This window comes from Acidobacteriota bacterium (assembly GCA_018001935.1).
In the GTDB taxonomy this organism is placed as follows: domain Bacteria; phylum Acidobacteriota; class JAAYUB01; order JAAYUB01; family JAAYUB01; genus JAGNHB01.
On sequence record JAGNHB010000013.1, the window covers coordinates 1 to 18,610 of the forward strand.

Consider the following 18,610-nt stretch of genomic DNA (forward strand, 5'->3'; position numbering starts at 1 on the left):
CGCCACTTTCGCCTTGAACTCCGGACTGTGCCGCCGTCTCACTCCTCCCATCTTGCTCGCTCCTTTCTTGACTTCCTGCCCTCGAATTTTAACTTAACCCTCTGTCCAGATTCTGGGGAGCATTATAGACTGCCCGGGAGATCTCGGGTACGGACCCGGCTTCGGCGGAAGGGGATGATGGAAACGATACCGATCACGACGCGATAGTTTGGTCCGCTCCCCTTTCCGAAAAGGAAGAATGATCTGCGGATTATTCCGCAGGATCGAATAGCAGCGTGTCATGGATAGACGTTCTAACAGTTTCAATGGTTGATTTTGGCCTTGACAAACGTTGATCATAGCAGCGAAACCGATTACGATGGCGATACCGATTACGATTCCGATCGTGGCGGGGGAAACCAAAGGGGGGAAAAGAAAAATCCCGGCGCAAGCCGGGATTTTTATCTGGTGGAGCTAAGGAGACTTGAACTCCTGACCCCCTGACTGCCAGTCAGGTGCTCTTCCAACTGAGCTATAGCCCCGTGTTTTCAAAGGACGCGCCGGGGGGCGATGCCCGTCCGGGTCGCGCGAAGAGGCGCAATATACGCGCCGGGAGGGTTCCTGTCAAGAGGATTTTTTTCAGGGCCTGAACAATCGTGATGCGCTCGTCGACAGTTCATCGCGCTTCGGCCGAGGTCAAAAGAGGGGTTGCCACTCTATTCGCGTGCGATTACCGGCTCTTACGAATCCGTCGATCGTGGCGGCCGGGCGGTCGGTGGGGCAGGGGAAAGGCCGGGGAGTCATCGCTCGACAGCGATCGGAAAGGACGAAAGGACCAAAAGGACATAAAGGACCAAAAGGACGGAGAGGACCGAAAGGACGGAGATGAGGAAGTCAGGGGCGACCAGAATCAGGGGGGGCTCTGTGGTGAGGGGGCAGCGGGAACAAGAGCAGCGGGAACCAGAGGGGGAGCGGGAAAAGGGGGGCAGCGGGGGAGGGCCGGAAATTCCGGGAATCAGCCCTTCGATGCAGGGGAAACCCGAGTTCGTCCGTGAGCGGCAGCGGCCCCTCGGGCGCATCTGCCCCGCTGCACGCCGCGAAACCGAGCGTTCCTCGCCGCCCCTCCGCGAAACCTCCACGGTCCCAGCTACCGCAGCTCGACGAGGGTGATCTCCGGCGGGCAGTTGACGCGGAAGGGGAACCAGCTCCCCAGGCCGCTGTTGACGTAGAGGTGGAGGCCCCGGCGGGTGTAGTGGCCCCGGGAGTAGGGGAAGAAGGGGTCGATGAGGCTGCCGGCGTTGATGCCGCGCCGGAAGACGATCTGCCCCCCGTGGGTGTGCCCCGAGAGGACCAGGTCGATCCCCAGGCCCCCGGCGGCGTCGAAGACCCGGGGGTTGTGGGCCAGGAGCACCGAGAAGCGCCCGCGGCGCTCGCCCCGGTAGGTCTTCTGCAACAAGCCCGGGGTGGCAGAGTCCCGGTAGGCGTAGGCCAGACCGGCGATCTCCACCTCGACGCTCCGGACCGCCAGGGTTTCCCGCTGGTTCACCAGGAGCCGGATCCCCGCGTCCCGGGCCAGACGGCGGAACTCCGCGGGGTTGTCGATGTTGTCGTGGTTTCCCAGGCAGGCGTAGACGGGCGCCGTGGCGGCGAGGTCGCGAAAGAGCGGGACGGCCTCCCGGAAGAACGCGTTGTCCGAGTTGATGAGGTCCCCCGTCACGGCCACCAGGTCCGGCTGGAGCTTCTTCACCTCCCCCAGGTAGAAGCGCAGGGACTCTACGCCGAAGAACTGCCCCAGGTGGAGGTCGGTGATGTGGGCGATGCGCACGCGGGCGCCGTCGGGGGAGCGGCCGGTCTGAATCACCAGCGGCGTCACCGCCAGGTCGTGGCGGGTGACGAGGGCGTAGGTGGTGAAGAGCGCGGCGACCAGGGGCACGGCGGCCAGCCGGGACCACCCCGCCGGGCGGCGGGGCCCGGGGAGGGGGACCGGCGGGGCCGGGTCGGGAGGGTCGCCAGGGGGCCCCTTCGGCGGGGGCGTCGCGCGGGCGAGCCCCCGGAAGGCGCTCCGGAGGAGTTCGACCCCCTTGGCCGACACCCGGGCCACCCCGTAACAGACCAGGGCGAAATTCCACATCTGGAGGAAGATGGCAGGTCCTTCCGGGATGCTGCGCAAGGGGACGAAACCCCTGAAGCCGGCCACGACGATCATCAGGGGGGGGAGGACGGCCACCGCGGCCCAGACCGCCGCCGCCATCACCACCCGGCGGCCGGCCGGGCCCGACCACTGCACCCGGAGGGTGTCGCGGAGGTAGAGCACCCCGCACAGCGCCAGCATGGCGGCGATGCATCGAACCAGCACTTGTCCGGCGAGGTCCATGGAGGGTCGGTCCCGGTCCGGGGGGTCAGACGGCCTGGGACGGGTTCCGCCCTCTCAAGCGGAAGAGGGACTCGTCGTTGACGCCGATGGCGATCAGGACGAGGGCGCAGTCGGTGTTGTAGCGGTTCCGCTCCTCGTTCCAGTCCCGCACGTGCCAGGCGCACTTGGACTTTAAGCACTTGGCGTTGAGGATCGGGCAGATCTTGGCGACGCCGCCCGGCTCGTCCAGGTCCATCAGGATCTCGTCGCTCAGGATGTCGTCGGTCATGGTCTTCTTCTCCTTGCTCTTGCGATCGCGTCAGGGGAGGACGCGGATGCCGCCCGTCCGGGTGAACCGCCCCACGACGGCGGCCCACGGGTGCTCGGCGCGGAGCTCTGCCACGAAGGCCTCGGCGCGGTCCGCGTCCAGGGCGACCAGGAGCCCCCCGGAGGTCTGGGCGTCGAAGAGGGCGTTCAGCCGGGCCGCCTCGACGCCGTGCGCCGCGCGCACAGCGTCCTTCAGGTGGTCCTGGTTGGCGAAGCTGCCGCCGGGGAGCCGGCCGGCGGCGCAGAAGGGGAGCGCCTCGGGCAGGACGGGGACCGCCTCCGCGCGGACCTCGGCCCCGAGGCCGGAAGCGGACGCCATCTCCCACAGGTGCCCCAGCATCCCGAAGCCCGTGACGTCGGTGCAGGCGTGGGCGCCGTGGCGGGTCATGAGCCGCGACGCCTCGGCGTTCAGCTGCTCCATGACCTCCACGGCCGGCCCCAGTTCCGCCTCGCCGATGTCCCCCCGCTTGAAGGCGGTGGTCAGGACGCCGATCCCCAGCGGCTTGGTCAGGACCAGCACGTCGCCCTCCCGGGCCGTGCGGTTCGTCAGTAGGGCTTCCCGGGATACCGTCCCGATGACCGAGAGACCGTACTTGGGCTCCGGGTCGTCCACGGTGTGCCCCCCGGCGATGGCGACCCGCGCCTCCGCCGCCTTCTCCGCGCCCCCCGCGAGGATCTTCCCCAGGATCTCCGGGTCGAGGCCGCGGGGGAAGCAGACGATGTTCAGGGCCGACAGGGGCACCGCGCCCATGGCGTAGACGTCGGAGAGGGCGTTGGCGGCGGCGATGCGCCCGAAGGTCCGGGGGTCGTCCACCACCGGGGTGAAGAAGTCCAGGGTCTGGACCACGAGCAAGCCCGGGGCGATCTCGAAGACCGCCGCGTCGTCGGAGGTCTCGTACCCTACCAGCAACCGGGCATCGCGGTGTCCGCCGATGCCCTCCAGGAGCCGGCCCAGCTCCGCCGGGCCCATCTTGGACGCTCAACCCGCGCAGCGGACGAGCCCGGTCAGTCGCGTTCTCTCATCCATGTCGTCACCTCCCGCAGCTGCCCATTATCTTTTCCCCCGTACCCGGGCACAAGGGGAAAATGATATTTTGACTTGTCGGCAATGATGGAATTCCGTTATAATGAGTCAACCAGTCCCTCGCGTTCTCGGGAGCCGCGACACAACACGTTGAAGGGAAGGACGAAGGGACTTCGGTAGAGGACCTTCGCGGGCCGGTAGCGGGCAATGGAACGACATCGCAACCCACACGAAACGGACGAGACCACCCAGATCATCCTGACCAGCGACCTGGACGAGAAGCTCCGGGCGCTGGAGAAGATCCCGTCCCTGATCATCATCGACGGAAACGACAGCGGCCAAGTCTACAAGCTCACCACCAGCGCGGTCTCGGTGGGCCGGGGGTCGAACGCGAACATCCGCCTCAACGACAAGACCGTGTCGCGGAAGCACTTCCTGCTGGAGGTCAACCCCTCCCACGTCACCCTCATCGACCTCCAGAGTTCCAACGGGACCTACGTCAACGGCGACCGGGTCCTCAAGAAGCGCCTGGCCAACGGCGACAAGATCCGCGTCGGCAACACCGCCATGAAGTTCGAATTCGCCGACACCGACGAGAGCGAATTCCACGACATGGTCTACCACCTCATCACCTTCGACGACCTGACCAGCCTGTACAACCGGAAGTACCTTCTCAACCACCTCGAGCTGGCCTTCAAGGCCCGGAAGCAGTACCACCCGCTCACCATCCTCTTCCTGGACCTGGACCACTTCAAGCTGGTCAACGACACCTACGACCACCTGACGGGGAGCGACGTCCTGTCGGAGTTCGGCCGGCTCCTGCTCTCGAACCTGCGGTCCTCGGACCTGGCCTGCCGGTACGGCGGGGAGGAGTTCATCGTCATCCTGCAGGACACGACCGCCCTCCAGGCCATCTACGTCGCCGAGAAGGTCCGGAAGCTCGTGGCCAACCACGAGTACCTCTCCCGCAAGGGCGACCGGATCCACGTCACGGTGAGCATCGGCATCGCCGAGAAGAGCCCCTCCATGAAGACCCCCGCCGAGCTCATCGCCCGGAGCGACGAGGCCATGTACAAGGCCAAGGAGAGCGGCCGGAACCGGACCGTGCTCTTCCGGGAGTTCCCCGACCGGTCCTACGTCCTGGTCACCCCCATGGGGCTGGACGAGGAGACCCCGCCCCCCATCGGGGCCCGGCCCATGCCCGACGACGAGGATTGACTTTCTTCGCGAGCTTAGCGCCTTGGCGAGATCCAGATCCGGATCGGCGCTCGCCAAGGCGCCAGGTTCGCAAAGGAAGACGGCAGGGGCCGCGGATTCTTCTCCAGCTGATGCTTTCGATCGATCGGCCCCACGATCCTGCGCGTTTTGGCAACGATTTTACGCTATGGGTACTCGGCTTTTCCCGGGCCCTCGCCCGGTAAAAGTGGTCTGGAAGGCAACCGAGAACGACAGCATGCTGGTAAAACGCAGCCGCTAAAGCGCCTGAACCCCTTTTCGATTGCGATACCGATTCCGATTCCGACCCGGATAAAATCCGTTCCGACCTACAGCCCAACCCGGATAAACCGGAGAGAAACCACGGATGAACACGGATGGACACGGATCATACGGACGCTCCAGAAAAAAAACTGGCGGTCTTTACCTCTCGCAAAGGCGCAAAGACGCAAAGCCTCGCAAAGCCGGAACCGGAAAAGGGGGATTCCTTTGCGAGGCTTTGCGTCCTGGCGTCTTTGCGAGAGACCGGATACGTCGATTCCGGAACCGGATCAGCACCAGTGGGGCATTTTAGCCCCGGGGCATGCCGGACGACGCTGCCGGGATTCCCTCCTCCGTCCCCGCATCGGGTTTCCCCGCTCTGAAAGCGGTGGGAGCCCACCGATGATCTCAAATCTTGCTCATTTTGCCAAAGATCTTACTTCGTAGGGACTAACAGCCTTCAGCCTATCGACCTTTCGACTGCGATTGCGATACCGATTCCGATGTCGACCCCGAGGGGAAACCCTCCGGACCTACAGCCTACAGCCTATAGCCACAGCCCCTCTTCATCGCAAGCCACAGCAGCAGCAGGGCCGCCAGGAACCACAGGCCCCACAGCTGGCGGAGGGAGAAGTTGCGGAGGGCGTCCCGCCGCTTGCGCGCACGTTCCAGGAGTTGGTGCCACCGTTTCAATTGCTATGCCTCCGGGTCCCGGGGTCGGGTTGCCGCCCCGGCCGCGCCGCAGGGGGAGGGGGGGACCCTGCCGGATGCGGGCGGCGTGAGATATGGGCTTTGGGCCGCTTGCTGACGCGCGCGGGGTTGACTGGGCGCGGGTTTGACGGAGACAGGCCGCTTGCTGACGAGCGCGGCTCTGACTGGGCGAGGGGTTGACGGAGACAGGCCGCTTGCTGACGCGCGCGGCTCTGACTGGGCGCGGGTTTGACGGAGACAGGCCGCTTGCTGACGCGCGCGGCTCTGACTGGGCGAGGGGTTGACGGAAACGGGCCGCTTGCTGACGCGCGCGGCTCTGACTGGGCGCGGGTCTGACGGAAACGGGCCGCTTGCTGACGCGCGCGGCTCTGACTGGGCGCGCGGGGCTCTGACTGGGCGCGGGGCTGACTGGGCGCGGGTCAGGCTCACTCCGTCACGAGGAGGTCGGGGGCGTCGGGGCTCGAGCGGTAGAGGGAAGCCCCGTCCGCCGCGTCCATCTCGAGGCGGACCTGGACCGGGACCGCCTCGCGCATCCAGGCCCCCTCCATGAACTCCCGCCAGCCGGTCCCCCAGCGGTCGGTCCCCTCGGCCCCCGGGACCTTCCCCGACAGGGCGAACTGCAGCCCGAGCCCCCCCTCGAAGCGGAGTCGCCAGAGGGGTGCGACGGGGGTCAGTTCCTGGAGCGTCGGGGGCAGGACGCCGGGCGTGTCGGGCGTGGGGCGGGTCTTCTCGTCGCCCGGGATGATCCGGACGCGGTTCACGACCCGGGCGGGGTGGAACGTCCCGTGTCGCCAGACCCGGTTGACCCAGGCAGGCGGGGTGGCGCGGGGGATGAAGAGGAACTTCGGCGACCCGACGGCCAGGCCCTTCACCGGGTAGCGCCGGAGGCTGACCCCGGAGTGGCAGAGGTGGAGGGCCTTCTCACCGAGCCGGAGTTCGAGGTAGAACGTTCCCGAGTCGGCCAGGGCCGCCCGGAGGCGGTCCACGTCCGTCGCGCCGCCGGCGCCGGCCGGGGGGGTGGCTTTTCCCCCGCAGGCCGCCGCCAGGAGCAGGGCCGCGACGAAGACCATCGACGGTGCAGCGTGATTCGTGCTCATGTTCTCCCCCTAGTAGATGAAGACCGGCGTCCCGGGGGGCACCAGCTTCCACAGGACCCGGAGGTCGTCCCGGCCCACCCGGATGCACCCGTGGCTGACGTTGCGTCCCAGCAGGCGGGTGTAGAGCGTCCCGTGAATCATGTAGCCCGGGGTGTTCAGGTCCAGGGCGTACTCGCCGAGCATGCCGGTCTGGACGCGCTCGCCGTAGTTGGAGGGGATGGGTTGGCCGGTCTCGACGAACTCCCAGTCCGGGGCCGTCCATACCGGGTTCCGGCGCTTGCCCGTGACGCTGAACCGGCCGATGGGGGTCTCGAAGACCCAGTCCTCCTTCTTGGCCGGGTTCTCCAGGCGGGAACCCGCCCCGGCGGAGATGACGGCGTCCAGCAGGACCTTGTCACCGTCCCGGAGCCAGAGGCGGTTCTCGTAGCGGTCGATGACGATGAAAAGGCCGCGGGGGCGGACTTTCGCCAGGACCTTCGCGGCCTGGTCCGGCCCGGGCACCCCGTCTCCCGAGACCGGGGCGAGGCCGCGCCGGATCTCGTCGTCGGACAGCGGCCGGTACCGGTAACCGGTGCCGGTCCAGACCAGCCAGAGCGCCAGGACCGCCACCGCGACCCGGACCGCCCACTTCACGATCTGCTGGCGTCGGGCCAGGACCGCTTCGATCCATCGGTTCATTTCACGCTCCTTTTTTTCGCTGCCGACCGTTCGGGCGCTGTTTCCCCCGGTTCTGAGCCGTCGCTTCCCACGATGACCACCGGGCAACCCCGGGGCACCCGGTCGAAGAGCCAGGCCATGTCCGCGTCCCGGAGGGCGACGCAGCCCAGTGTCCAGTCGAAACCCCGCCCCCCCTTTCCGTGGATCTCGATGAGGCCGCCGATCCGTGCCGTGGGGGGGAGGGCGCCCCGGCGGCGCAGGTCCTCGAACCGCGCCCGGTCCTCGGCGTTGGGGTAGTTCAGCTTGAGGGCGAGGGTGTAGACGGTGCGGCCCTTCCCGAGTTTCTCCACCACCTGGTAGCTCCCCTCGGGCGTGGCCCGGTCGCCCTCGCGGAGCTTCGGGAGGATCGGGCGGCCCCCGAGCTCCACCGGGAAGGACCGGAGCTTTCGCCCGTCCTGGTAAACGTCGAGCCGGTGCTTCGCCTTCAGTACGACGAGGGACGTCCGTCCGCCGCGGCTGGCGGCGATCCCCGCGGCGACCCGGCGCTTCCACGCGGCGAGGTTGTCCGCCGAGGTGAAGTGGGAGCGGACCTCGCCGGTCCGCCGGTTCGCGGACGCGACCCGGTCCTCCCCTTCCGCGGCCTTCCGGAGGGCGGTGGGGAAGTCCATTCGCCCGAGGTAGGACCGGGCTTCCCGGGCCCGGATCTCGGCGGACGCCAGGTCTCGCCGGACGTCGATCTCCGAGACCCCCCGGGCGCTTCGGCGGGCCGCGGCGATGCCCGCCTCGAGGACACCGGTCCGCCGGGCCGCCTCGGCCGACTCCCTCAGCCGCCGGGCGGCGAGGTTGGCCTCGAAGTGGTCCAGGGCGGCCCGGGCGTCGTCCAGGAGGTTTTTCAGGTAGCGGTAGTCCCGCAGGGGGGGCAGCCGGTCGTCCTGGCGGTCCCACTCCGCGGCGACGGCGTCCAGGACGGACCCCATGGCCCGGGAGGCCTCGGGGAGAAGCCGGACGGCCTCGCGACCGAGGTCCTGGTGGTACCGGGTTCGAAGGGCTGACAGGTCCGCTCGCCCGGGTGCGACCCAGCGCCGGTCGAGGACCGCCGGGAGGACGAGCCCGGCCAGGAGGCCCAGCACGAGGGCGGCCGCGGTTTTGCGCAGCCGTCGCGCCCGTTTCCGGGGCGGTGCGGCCGCCCGGACGGCGCCCGGCGGGGCCGGGGGAACGGCGGTTTGAAGGGTCGAACTCATGTCGGGGTTAAAAAAATGGGCCGGCCAGCCGGCCGGCCCGGAGTCCGTCGGGGGGGGTTACTTCCTGGCGCCGGCCTTCATGTCGATGGCGGCCTGGACGTCCGCGGCCACCTTGTCGGCGGTCTGCTTGGCGGCGTTGGCGGTGGTCAGGGCGTCGCTGTAACGACCGCCGTCCCAGGCCGCCTGGGCCTCGGCCACGGACTTCTTGGCGGCGTCCACGTCGCCCTTCATGGCGGCCAGGTCCGCGGCGCTCCCCTTGCCGGTCGGGGCCTTCGCCAAGGCTTCCTCGGCGGCGGTCACGGCGGTGTTGGCGGCGTCAACGGCGGCCTGGGCGTCGGCCTTGGCCTTGTCCTTGCCCTTCTGGGCGTCGGCGACGATCGTGGGGGAGAGGGCCTTGATCTCGTCGGCCAGCTTCTCCACCTCGTCGTACTTCTTCTCGGTCAGCGCGGCCTCCATGGCGGTGTTCTTGTCGGCCATGGGCTTGAAGGATTCGGCGGCGTAGGTCTCGGCGCCGGCGTCCTTGGCTTCCTTCAGGGCCTTCTGGGCGGCCTCGATCTTCTCCTTGGGCGGCTGGGCGGCGCAGGCGCCCAGGACCAGGATCATCGCGACGGCGGTCAGCAGCATCAGGTTCTTCATGGTTCTTCTCCTCGAAATGGATTTAGCCTCGATCGGTCCCGCCCCCGGGGGGCCGCCCCGGGCCGGACGTCGGCCCCGGGTGTCGGGACACGGCCGCAGACTGGCGGCTGGAAGGCACGTCGGGGGGCGTCGGTCGGGTGCGGGTTCGTCCGGGTCGTAAAGAGCGGCAGGCCGGTCGGGCGGTCACAAACAGAATAAAATATCATTTTCCGGGTGGCGATTCAAGCCCAATCTGCGGTAAGATGCAAGCGCGGGTGAACCGGCCGGTTGAATCCCGGGCCGGGCGAAACGCATCCCAAGGCAGTGGACCGCCGGGGAGGCAACCTCGGAGCCTCCAGGCCGTCGGAAACGGGTCCGGCGACCCACTGTCCCCGGCGATCGAAGCCCTTTGCCGGGATATTGGGTTGAGAATGTCGGAGAAGGGTTTGTTTGGTGACGATTGCCACAGAAATGCACCGGCGGGGCGGTTAAACTGTGGCTTCGAATTCATAACCCCTCCTTTTACGGGCGGACCTGGATCCGCCTTTCTTTTTTCCCCCCGGGTGTTGATGCCGAAGTGCGGCATCGTCCCAACGCAAGCCACGCGCTTTCCGGAAAGAGAAACACGAGGGTACGAAGGAACCCGGGGGATGGCGTCGGCCTTGCAGCCGTCGAGAGGGTGTCGCGCAGGCGCCGGGGCGCGAAGGGAACCCAAGGACCAGCGGGGTCAGGGGGTGCGGGGGAGCAGGGCGAGGGCGGCGAGGGCGCTGCTTTCCTTGTCCTTGATCTCCAGCATGACGTCCGGGTCGAGGGGGCGGGCGACGGCCAGGAAACGGGTGAAATCGGCCGGGTCCAGGGTCTGTGCGTGGGTCCCCGGGCGACGGGCGGGCTCCTGGGAGCTGTAGTCCACGATCGGGGCGCCGTCGGATTTCCCCCAGGTTGCCGCGGCGGCCTCCAGGGCTTCCCGGAGGGGTTCGCCCCGGTTGAGGACCGCGTGGTGGAAGACGTCCAGGAGGACGGGGAGGCCGGTCCGGCGGTGGATTTCCAGGCCGTCCGCCAGCGGGAAGAGCCGGTCGTCGTTCTCCACCACGAGCCGGCGGCGGACGGCGTCGGGGAGCGTGTCGCAGGTCCGGGCGAAGCGGTCCAGGGCGGCCCCGCGGTCCCCGTAGAGCCCGCCCGCGTGAATCTGGATTTTCGCCTCGAGCCCGCAGCCGAGGGCGTCCAGGGCCCGGGCGTGGTAGACGAGTTCGGCGGTGCTGCGCTCCCGCACGCCGGGGTCCGGGGAGTTGATCACGACGAACTGGTCGGGGTGCATGGCGAGGCGGACGTCCAGGGTTCGGGCGAGGGCGCCCGCCGTCGCGAAGGCCTCCCCGAGGCGTACCGGCCAGTCGACGTCGCAGACGGGGTGGGAGGCGAAGGGCACCAGGTCGGACGTGACCCGGAAAAAGCGGATCCCGTTCGCGGCGTTGAAGGACAGGATGCGCCCCAGGCAGTCCAGGTTGGCGGCGACCGTCTCCAGGAAGCGGTCGGGGGACCAGGAGGCCAGCCGGAACGTCCGGTTGGCGCTGCAGCCGATGGAGCGGTTGATGCAGGGGTAGCCGATGCGCACGTTGCCCTCCGGTGCCTTGGATGCGGCCGAGGGGGGAAAGGTGGGGAAAAAGGGACGAAAGGACCCAAAGGACCCAAAGGACCAAAGGGACGGCCAGGGGGGGACAATGCCTCGCGGAGTGCGGCGCGGAGGCCGCCGGAGGGTGCCGACCGGCTGTGGAGTGCGGCGCGGAGGCTGCCGGAGCGGGTCGACCGGCTGTGGAGTGCGGCGCGGAGGCGGCCGGAGGGTGCCAACCGGCTGTGGAGTGCGGCGCGAAGGCCGCCGGAGCGGGGCGACCGGCTGTGGAGTGCGGCGCGAAGGCCGCCGGAGCGCCGCTTTGATCAAACCCGAAACGAAAGGCGCGCAGGCTTCCGGAGCGCCGTCTTGTCGTTCGGACTAGGGTTGAGCCCCCAGGGATCTGGCAAAATGTGCGCCACCGGGCGCCGGGCCGCGCCGCTCCGGCGGCCTGCGCGGCGCGGTCAAAGCGGCGCTCCGGAAGCCTTCGCGCCGCACTCCCCGGAGTGAAAACCGGAAGCGACGCTGCGCGTGAGGCGCCCCCGATCCCGATAGCGATCCCGATAGCGATCCCGATAGCGATACCGATAGCGATACCGATACCGATACCGATACCGATGCGAATTCCTCCGGACCTACAGCCTACAGCCTACAGCCTTCTGCCTTCTGTCTTCCCCCCAACATCCCCTCTTGCCATTCCCCGGTGAACCGGTTATCATGCCCTCAGCCTCGCGGCAAAACGGTTCCCGGGGATGGCGCGATGATGGAATGGGCGATCCTGGCGGCCAAGGTGGCGGTGGTCTTCGGCGCCGTGCTGAACCTGGCGGCCCTCCTCACCTGGATGGAGCGCAAGCAGAGCGCCCTCATGCAGGACCGCATCGGCGCCAACCGGGCCACGGTCCTGGGCTTCCGCTGCATGGGGCTCTTTCACATCATCGCCGACTCCCTGAAGATGTTCCTCAAGGAAGACTTCACCCCCGCCTTCGGCCACCGCTTCTTCCACCTCGTCGCGCCCTTCGTCTCGGCCTTCTGCGCCCTGGGGGCCTTCGCCTGCATCCCTTTCGGCGACGTCCTGCGGCTGGGCGACCGCGTGATCGACCTGCAGGTGGTGAACACCGACGCGGCGGTCCTCTTCGTCCTGGCCCTGCTGTCCTTCGGCATCTACGGGGTGTTCCTGGCGGGGTGGAGCTCCCGGAGCAAGTACGCGGTCCTGGGGTCGCTGCGCGGCGCCGCCCAGATGCTCTCCTACGAGGTGGTCCTCGGCCTGTCGCTGGTGGGCCCGCTCATGGTCTACGGCACCCTCAACCTCCAGGAGGTCGCCCGGGCCCAGGGGGGGCTGCTGCTGGGCTTCCTCCCGTCCTGGGGGATCTTCCTCCAGCCGGTGGCCTTCCTGGTCTTCCTCACGGCGGGGGTGGCGGAGAGCAAGCGGACCCCCTTCGACCTGCCGGAGGGGGAGTCGGAGATCATCGGCTACTTCGTCGAGTACAGCAGCATGCGCTTCGGGATGTTCTTCCTCACGGACTTCATCGAGGTGATCCTGGTGGGCGCCCTGGCCACCCACTTCTTCCTGGGCGGCTGGCAGCTGCCCTGGCTGGGGCGGGAGGGCTTCGCCTTCCCGTGGGGCGGCGGCCTCGCCCTCGCCCCCGGGCTGGTCACGCTCCTGCAGGTCTTCGCCTACGGCTTCAAGGTTTTCTTCTGCTGCTGGCTCCAGCTGGCGGTCCGCTGGACCCTCCCCCGCTTCCGCTACGACCAGCTCATGGACCTGTGCTGGAAGTTCCTCCTCCCCGTCTCCCTGGTCAACATCATGGTGACGGGCTTCCTCCTCACCCGCTGAGCGGCGCGGTGACGGGGCCCGCCCGGCACGTCCCCCGCGTCTGGGTCCCCGCCGGCGCCCCCGGCGGGGAGGTGAGCCTGCGCCCCGAGGACGCCGCCCACCTGTCCCGAACCCTGCGGCTCGCGCCCGGCGCGGCGGTGGAGGGCTTCGACGGGGAGGGCCGGCTGTACCGGGGCGTCCTGGCCTCCCTCTCCCCCGCGGGCGGGCGCCTGCGGGTCACCGCCGTCGCGGGCGCGCCGCCCCCGGCGGGGCCCCGGGTGAGCGCCGGCCTGGCCGTCGTCCGCCTGGAACTCATGGACCTGGCGGTGCGGATGGCCGTGGAACTGGGGTGTGAGCGCTTCGTCCCCCTGCTGGCGGGGCGCACCTCCCTCCGGGAGGCGGAGGCGCAGGCCCGGCGGCGGCTCGAGCGCTGGGAGCGGATCGCCCTGGAGAGCCTCAAGCAGTGCCGCCGCCTTCACCGCATGACCCTCGCCCCGCCGCTTCCGGCCCGGGCGTGGTTCGCCGCCTCCACGGCGGACCTCCGCTGGTTCTTCCACCCCGGCGATCCGGTGCCCGGGGGCGAGCCGCGGCCGGGGCGCCCGCCGGCGACGGGGGGGACGGTCCGGACCCTCGACCTGGCGGTCGGCCCCGAGGGGGGGTGGACGGAAGCCGAAGCCGCGGAAGCCCGGGCGGCCGGGTTCGCGGCCCTCCACCCCTGGCCCCACGTCCTCCGCGCCGAGACCGCCCTCGTGGCCGCCCTGTCCCTCGCCCTCGCCCGCCCTCCCGAAGGGGGGGGCGACCCCGCGTGACGCCGCGGCCGCCGGCTCGAAAAAAGGATTGCCAAGCGGCCGGGGGATTGGGCTATAATGGAGAAAACGGGACGGAGGGAACCCCCATGCTGGACAAGAAAGGCTTCACGGTCGCCGAAACACTCATCGTCATCATCGTGCTCCTGGTGGCCGCCGCCATCGGGGTCCCCTACGTCATCCGCGCCTCGGCGGAGCAGCGGGTCGCCACCGCACGGGAGGTCTTCGCCAACGGCCTGCACCGGGCCCGTTATCTCGCCACGTCGCAGAACCGCCCCTACGTGTTGAAACTGGATGAAACCACGAAGACCGTCAGCGTCTATCCCGACGATGACCTGAATTTCCTGGAGGATGCCAATTCCCCCATCAAAACCCTCCAGTTCCCCATCGATAAGAGAGTGTCCGTCGAGATCGATTTCGGCACTTACCTGGGAGCGCCGGGCAACAACTTCCTGATGGTCGAGCCGTCCGGCTCGATTCTGTCCAAGTACCAGACGCCCCCCCCCATCGGGGCAACGGGGTCTCCGGAACCGGAAGTCAGCCTGAAAGCGCAAAACCTGGGTTTCGAATCCACGGCCTACATCAAGATCGGGCGGTTTGGTTCCCTCTCTGTCGCCTACAATTGATGCCCTCGCAAAAAGTCGGAAAACGAGCGGGAAAGTGTCTGTAAGGCCTTTGTTTGAGCCATCACCCGGAGGGTGATGGTACTTTTTGCGGCCCCATCACAATTGACGAGCCCGTAAAAAGTCTAAAATCGAAGGGGAAAGTGAATTTAAGGCCTTTTTGAGCCATCGCCTCCGAGGGCGATGGCTCATTTTACGGGGCTGTCACAAAGGAGAAACCGCACGTGAAGGTGAAAAAGAGCAGGGTGGCCCTGCTGGCCAAGCGGCTGGGTGAGGTCTGTGTCCGGGTCCGGAAGGAGGAGCGGGAGCACCGCGCGCGGCTGGAGGCCGTGCACCCCGACAACCGGCGGAGCGCGCGGAACCTGTTGCACTACCTCCGGGTCCGCGCCAACGACGACTTGCGCCAGGTCCAGGACGAACTGGCCGGGATGGGACTGTCGGGGCTCGGGGACATGGAGGGCCACATCCTCGCCGGGCTGCTCTCGCTGCGGGACACCCTCCGGCGCCTGCTGGGGAAAAAAGACGGCCCGGGCCAGGCCCCGGTGACCCCCCGCCAGGCCGACCGGCTCCTGCGGTGCAACACCCGGGCCCTCTTCGGCCACAAGCTCAAGGGAAGCCCGACCCGCATCATGGTGACCCTCCCGTCGGACGCCGCCGACCAGCCCGGCCTGGTGCGGCAGTACGTGTTGGCGGGGATGAACGCCGCCCGGGTCAACTGCGCCCACGACGGCCCCGAGGCCTGGCTGCGGATGATCGCCCACGTCCGCCGGGCCCGGAGGAAGACGGGCCGCAACTGCCGCGTGGCCGTGGACCTGGGCGGGCCGAAGATCCGCACCGGCGCCCTGGCGGAAGGGCCGCGGGTGCTGCACCTGCACCCCGCCCGGGACGCCTTCGGGCGGGTGGTCGGCCCGGTCCCGCTTCAGCTCGTCGCCGAGGGGACGCCGGCCCCGCCCCCCGCCCTGGCGCTGGACCCGGCCTTCGTCGACCGTCTCCAGGCCGGCGACACGGTGCTCTTCACCGACGCCCGGGGGAAGAAGTGCCGGGTCCGGGTGGCCGAAGCCGCGGCGGGCCGCGCCCTTCTCCCCCTCGACGAGACGGTGTTCCTGGTGCCGGGCACCCCCCTGACCGCCGAACGGGAGGGCCGGCGGATCGCGGCGGCCCTCACGGGCGACCTGCCCCCCCTGGAGCAGCGCCTCACCCTCCGGGAGGGCGACACCCTGCTGCTCCTGAAGGACCCCGTCCCCGGCGAACCGGCGGTGTACGCGGCGGACGGGACGCTCGCCCGCCCCGCCCGCATCGCCTGCACCGCGCCGGAGATCTTCGCCGACGTGAAACCCGGCGACCCCATCCTCTTCGACGACGGGAAGATCGAGGGGCTCGTGACCTCGGCGGGGGACGACGGCCTCCACGTCAAGATCCTGGCCACCCGCGGGGAGGCGGCCCGGCTGGGCGCTGACAAGGGGATCAACCTCCCCGCCACCCGCTTCGGCTTCGGCGGCCTCACGGCCAAGGACCGCGCGGACCTGGCCGCCCTGGCGAAGAAGGTGGACGTCGTGAACCTCTCCTTCGTCAACGGCCCGGAGGACGTGGAAGCCCTGCGGAAGGCCCTCCGGGAGAACGGGGCGGCCGAGGCCGGCATCATCCTCAAGATCGAGACGCGCCAGGGTTTCGAGAACCTGCCGGCCATCCTCCTGGCGGCCCTCAAGCACCACCCCGTGGGCGTCATGCTGGCCCGGGGCGACCTGGCCGTGGAGTGCGGCTGGGAGAACCTCGCCCCCATCCAGGAGGAGATCCTGCGGCTGTGCGGCGCCGCCCACGTCCCGGTGGTGTGGGCCACCCAGGTGCTGGAGACCTCGGCGCAGAAGGGGATCCCCACCCGCGCCGAGATCACCGACGCCGCCATGGCGGAGCGGGCCGAGTGCGTCATGCTCAACAAGGGGCCCCACATCCGCAAGACCATCGCCCTGCTGGAGCGGATCCTCACCGACATGCGCCGGCTCCGCCACAAGGCCGGGGCCCTGCTGCCCCCGCTCTCGAAGCCGGACTACGACCGCAAGCCCGGGGAGACGAAGAAGGAAAAGAAGGGGAAGGAAGCGAAAAAGCAAAAGGGCGGCCGGCTGAAAACGGGGAAACCCGAGCCCGTCACGGACGCGAAGCCAGGGCCCTCGAAGCGAAAGAAGAAAATGTGACCCGGGGGGGCGGGCCCGGTCTTTCCACTCCCTTCTTTGCGTTGCTGGATTCCGATTCGCGCTCGTTCGCTTGTTTCGCGGGCTTGGGCTGATACGGGGTCGTCAATTCTGGCATCCCCGCAAATAGCCCGGATTCCGATCTCACAGAGGCACAGAGGCACGGAGAAGAATCACAAGGATGGTTGATTCTATTAAATACGATTTGCCTTTCTCCGTGCCTCCGTGAGCGAAAAGGGCTTTTTTCGAACGCATCAAATTTGATGCCCTCGCAAAAAGTCGGAAAACGAGCGGGGAAGTGTCTGTAAGGCCTTTGTTTGAGCCATCACCCGGAGGGTGAGGATACTTTTTGCGGCCCCATCAAATTTCAGACTCCTGGCTTCTGGTTTCCGGCTTCTCAATTCTGAATTCTGAATTCTCATTCCCCCCCCGAGGTCTCTCATGCTGAACATCCACAATGACTTCCTTTCCGCCTCCGTTTCCACGCTCGGGGCGGAGCTGCAGTCCCTGCGCTCGGCCCGGACCGGCCTCGAGTACCTGTGGGACGGCGACCCGCGCTGGTGGAAGGGCCGCGCCCCGATCCTGTTCCCGGTGGTGGGGAAACTGGAGCGGGACCGGTTCCGTCACGGCGGGGAGGAGTACACGCTTCCCCAGCACGGCTTCGCCCGCGAGCGCGCCTTCGAGGTGCTCCGGGCGGGGCCCGAACGCGTCGTGCTCCGCCTGACGTCGGACCCCGAGAGCCTGCGGGCCTGGCCCTTCCCCTTCACCCTGACGGTGTCGTACGCCCTCGAGGGCCCTGCGCTCCGGCAGACGTTCCGGGTGGAAAACCCCGTGGAGCAGGAACTGCGCTTCTCGCTGGGCCTGCACCCCGGGTTCCGCTGCCCCCTGGCGCCCGGCGAGCGCTGGGAGGACTACCGGGTGAGCTTCGAGCTGCCCGAGACCCTGGAGCGCCACAAGCTGGCCGGGGGCCTGCGGACGGGGAAAACGGAACCCTTCCTGGACGGCGGGCGCGAATTCCCCCTGGAGCGCGGCCTCTTTGCTTCAGGGGCCGTGGTGCTCAACGGGGTGCGCTCGCGCTGGGTGCGGCTGCACAACCCCGCCACGGGGAACGGGGTGGCGTGCAGCGTCCTCGGTTTCCCCTGGCTCGGCTTCTGGACCAAGGGGGACGGGGCCTTCCTGTGCATCGAGCCCTGGCACGGCGTCGCCGACCGGGTCGACCACGACGGCAGCCTGGACACGAAGGAAGGTCTCCGGCGGCTGGGGCCGGGCGAGGTGTTCGAGGGCGTCTTCGCCGTCCGGCCGCTGGAGGAGGCGGCAGGGGTTCAGACGGGGGGCTGACGGCGTTCAGCTCAGGAGTCAGGAGGAGAACCTGTCGGCATCGGCATCGGTATCGGTATCGGCATCGGCATCGGAATCGGAATCGGTATCGGAATCGCAGTCGCAATCGCAGTCGCAATCGCAATCGCAACATCCCGGAGAGATTGATGCCGCGCGGGAGCTTCGCCCGGGTCGCCCGGCCCGGGGATGGGCTCTTGGGGGTGGATGGCAGGGCTTTCATCCGCCAGGCGCCAAACGAATCAGCGCCGCGCGCGTAAGCAAGCGGCAAGATTTTTAAACTCTTACCGCTCCCTCACGGTCGCGGCTCCGATGGGGCTCCGGCGAGGATGGCGGCCATCAGGGACTAAAGGACATAAAGGACCAAAGGGACCCAAAGGACGGCCGGGGGGAAGGGTTCGGGGAGGGTGCCCGCCCTCCCGGGATCGTTGAGCAACGTTTTTTCGGGCCGGCAGCCCAAAGCCCACGGCTTGGCGCTTTTCCCCGACGGCGACGGCGATTGCGATTGCGACGGCGATTGCGACGGCGATTGCGATTGCGACTGCGACCGCGATTGTGATTGCGACGGCGATTGCGACGGCGACCGCGATTGCGACAGCGACCGCGATTGCGACGGCGATTGCGATTGCGATACCGATACCGATACCGATACCGACCCCGATGGGTTCACTTTCTTACACCCGACACCCGACACCCGACACCCGACACCCTGCACCCGACACCCGACACCCTGCACCCTACGCCTCGCTCCTTCCCTCCGCCCC

The 18,610-nt window shown here is 68.4% G+C and carries 15 protein-coding genes and 1 tRNA gene; 6 read left to right on the forward strand and 10 right to left on the reverse strand.

The window, feature by feature from the left end; genetic code table 11:
• Nucleotides 1–445 precede the first annotated feature (445 nt).
• The 4 genes from KA419_07240 to selD all read right to left on the reverse strand — a co-directional run bounded on the left by KA419_07240 (nt 446) and on the right by selD (nt 3,629).
• Nucleotides 446–521 (reverse strand) — tRNA-Ala (locus tag KA419_07240).
• A 605-nt stretch (nt 522–1,126) separates the two neighbouring features.
• Complete coding sequence (locus tag KA419_07245; GenBank protein MBP7865729.1) at nt 1,127–2,353, reverse strand: metallophosphoesterase; 1,227 nt, start codon at nt 2,351–2,353, stop codon at nt 1,127–1,129.
• Nucleotides 2,354–2,378: 25 nt separating this feature from the next.
• The gene (locus KA419_07250; protein MBP7865730.1) at nt 2,379–2,621 is read right to left on the reverse strand and encodes a hypothetical protein; all 243 of its coding nucleotides are present in this window, start codon (nt 2,619–2,621) and stop codon (nt 2,379–2,381) included.
• A 30-nt stretch (nt 2,622–2,651) separates the two neighbouring features.
• Nucleotides 2,652–3,629: a selenide, water dikinase SelD gene (gene selD, locus KA419_07255; protein ID MBP7865731.1), complete on the reverse strand. Its 978-nt coding sequence runs from the start codon at nt 3,627–3,629 to the stop codon at nt 2,652–2,654.
• Between the two features lie 261 nt (nt 3,630–3,890).
• On the opposite strand from selD, the gene KA419_07260 reads away from it, so the two are divergent.
• Complete coding sequence (locus tag KA419_07260) at nt 3,891–4,901, forward strand: diguanylate cyclase (GenBank protein ID MBP7865732.1); 1,011 nt, start codon at nt 3,891–3,893, stop codon at nt 4,899–4,901.
• 798 nt (nt 4,902–5,699) lie between these two features.
• On the opposite strand, the gene KA419_07265 is transcribed toward KA419_07260, so the two are convergent.
• The 6 genes from KA419_07265 to uvsE all read right to left on the reverse strand — a co-directional run bounded on the left by KA419_07265 (nt 5,700) and on the right by uvsE (nt 11,089).
• Nucleotides 5,700–5,852 carry a hypothetical protein gene (locus KA419_07265; protein ID MBP7865733.1) on the reverse strand — a complete coding sequence of 51 codons (153 nt, stop codon included), beginning with the start codon at nt 5,850–5,852 and terminating at the stop codon, nt 5,700–5,702.
• A 443-nt stretch (nt 5,853–6,295) separates the two neighbouring features.
• Entirely contained in the window at nt 6,296–6,967 is a 672-nt protein-coding gene (locus tag KA419_07270; GenBank protein MBP7865734.1) for a hypothetical protein, read from the reverse strand.
• A 9-nt stretch (nt 6,968–6,976) separates the two neighbouring features.
• Nucleotides 6,977–7,645, reverse strand: coding sequence for a L,D-transpeptidase (locus KA419_07275; GenBank protein MBP7865735.1), 669 nt, complete (start codon nt 7,643–7,645; stop codon nt 6,977–6,979).
• Nucleotides 7,642–8,601 carry a L,D-transpeptidase gene (locus KA419_07280; GenBank protein ID MBP7865736.1) on the reverse strand — a complete coding sequence of 320 codons (960 nt, stop codon included), beginning with the start codon at nt 8,599–8,601 and terminating at the stop codon, nt 7,642–7,644. Before KA419_07280 ends, KA419_07275 begins: the two co-directional genes overlap by 4 nt.
• A 321-nt stretch (nt 8,602–8,922) precedes the next feature.
• A complete protein-coding gene (locus KA419_07285; protein ID MBP7865737.1) occupies nt 8,923–9,501 on the reverse strand; it encodes a hypothetical protein in 579 nt (192 codons plus the stop codon).
• Between the two features lie 706 nt (nt 9,502–10,207).
• Nucleotides 10,208–11,089 carry a UV DNA damage repair endonuclease UvsE gene (uvsE, locus tag KA419_07290; GenBank protein MBP7865738.1) on the reverse strand — a complete coding sequence of 294 codons (882 nt, stop codon included), beginning with the start codon at nt 11,087–11,089 and terminating at the stop codon, nt 10,208–10,210.
• Nucleotides 11,090–11,843: 754 nt separating this feature from the next.
• Here uvsE and KA419_07295 point away from each other — a divergent pair.
• The 5 genes from KA419_07295 (at nt 11,844) to KA419_07315 (ending at nt 17,849) form a co-directional block, all read left to right on the forward strand.
• Nucleotides 11,844–12,917 carry an NADH-quinone oxidoreductase subunit H gene (locus KA419_07295; protein ID MBP7865739.1) on the forward strand — a complete coding sequence of 358 codons (1,074 nt, stop codon included), beginning with the start codon at nt 11,844–11,846 and terminating at the stop codon, nt 12,915–12,917.
• An 8-nt stretch (nt 12,918–12,925) separates the two neighbouring features.
• A complete protein-coding gene (locus tag KA419_07300; GenBank protein MBP7865740.1) occupies nt 12,926–13,705 on the forward strand; it encodes an RsmE family RNA methyltransferase in 780 nt (259 codons plus the stop codon).
• 86 nt (nt 13,706–13,791) lie between these two features.
• A complete protein-coding gene (locus KA419_07305) occupies nt 13,792–14,328 on the forward strand; it encodes a hypothetical protein (GenBank protein MBP7865741.1) in 537 nt (178 codons plus the stop codon).
• A gap of 221 nt (nt 14,329–14,549) precedes the next feature.
• The gene (locus KA419_07310) at nt 14,550–16,514 is read left to right on the forward strand and encodes a hypothetical protein (GenBank protein MBP7865742.1); all 1,965 of its coding nucleotides are present in this window, start codon (nt 14,550–14,552) and stop codon (nt 16,512–16,514) included.
• A gap of 438 nt (nt 16,515–16,952) precedes the next feature.
• A complete protein-coding gene (locus tag KA419_07315) occupies nt 16,953–17,849 on the forward strand; it encodes an aldose 1-epimerase family protein (protein ID MBP7865743.1) in 897 nt (298 codons plus the stop codon).
• Nucleotides 17,850–18,610: the final 761 nt, after the last annotated feature.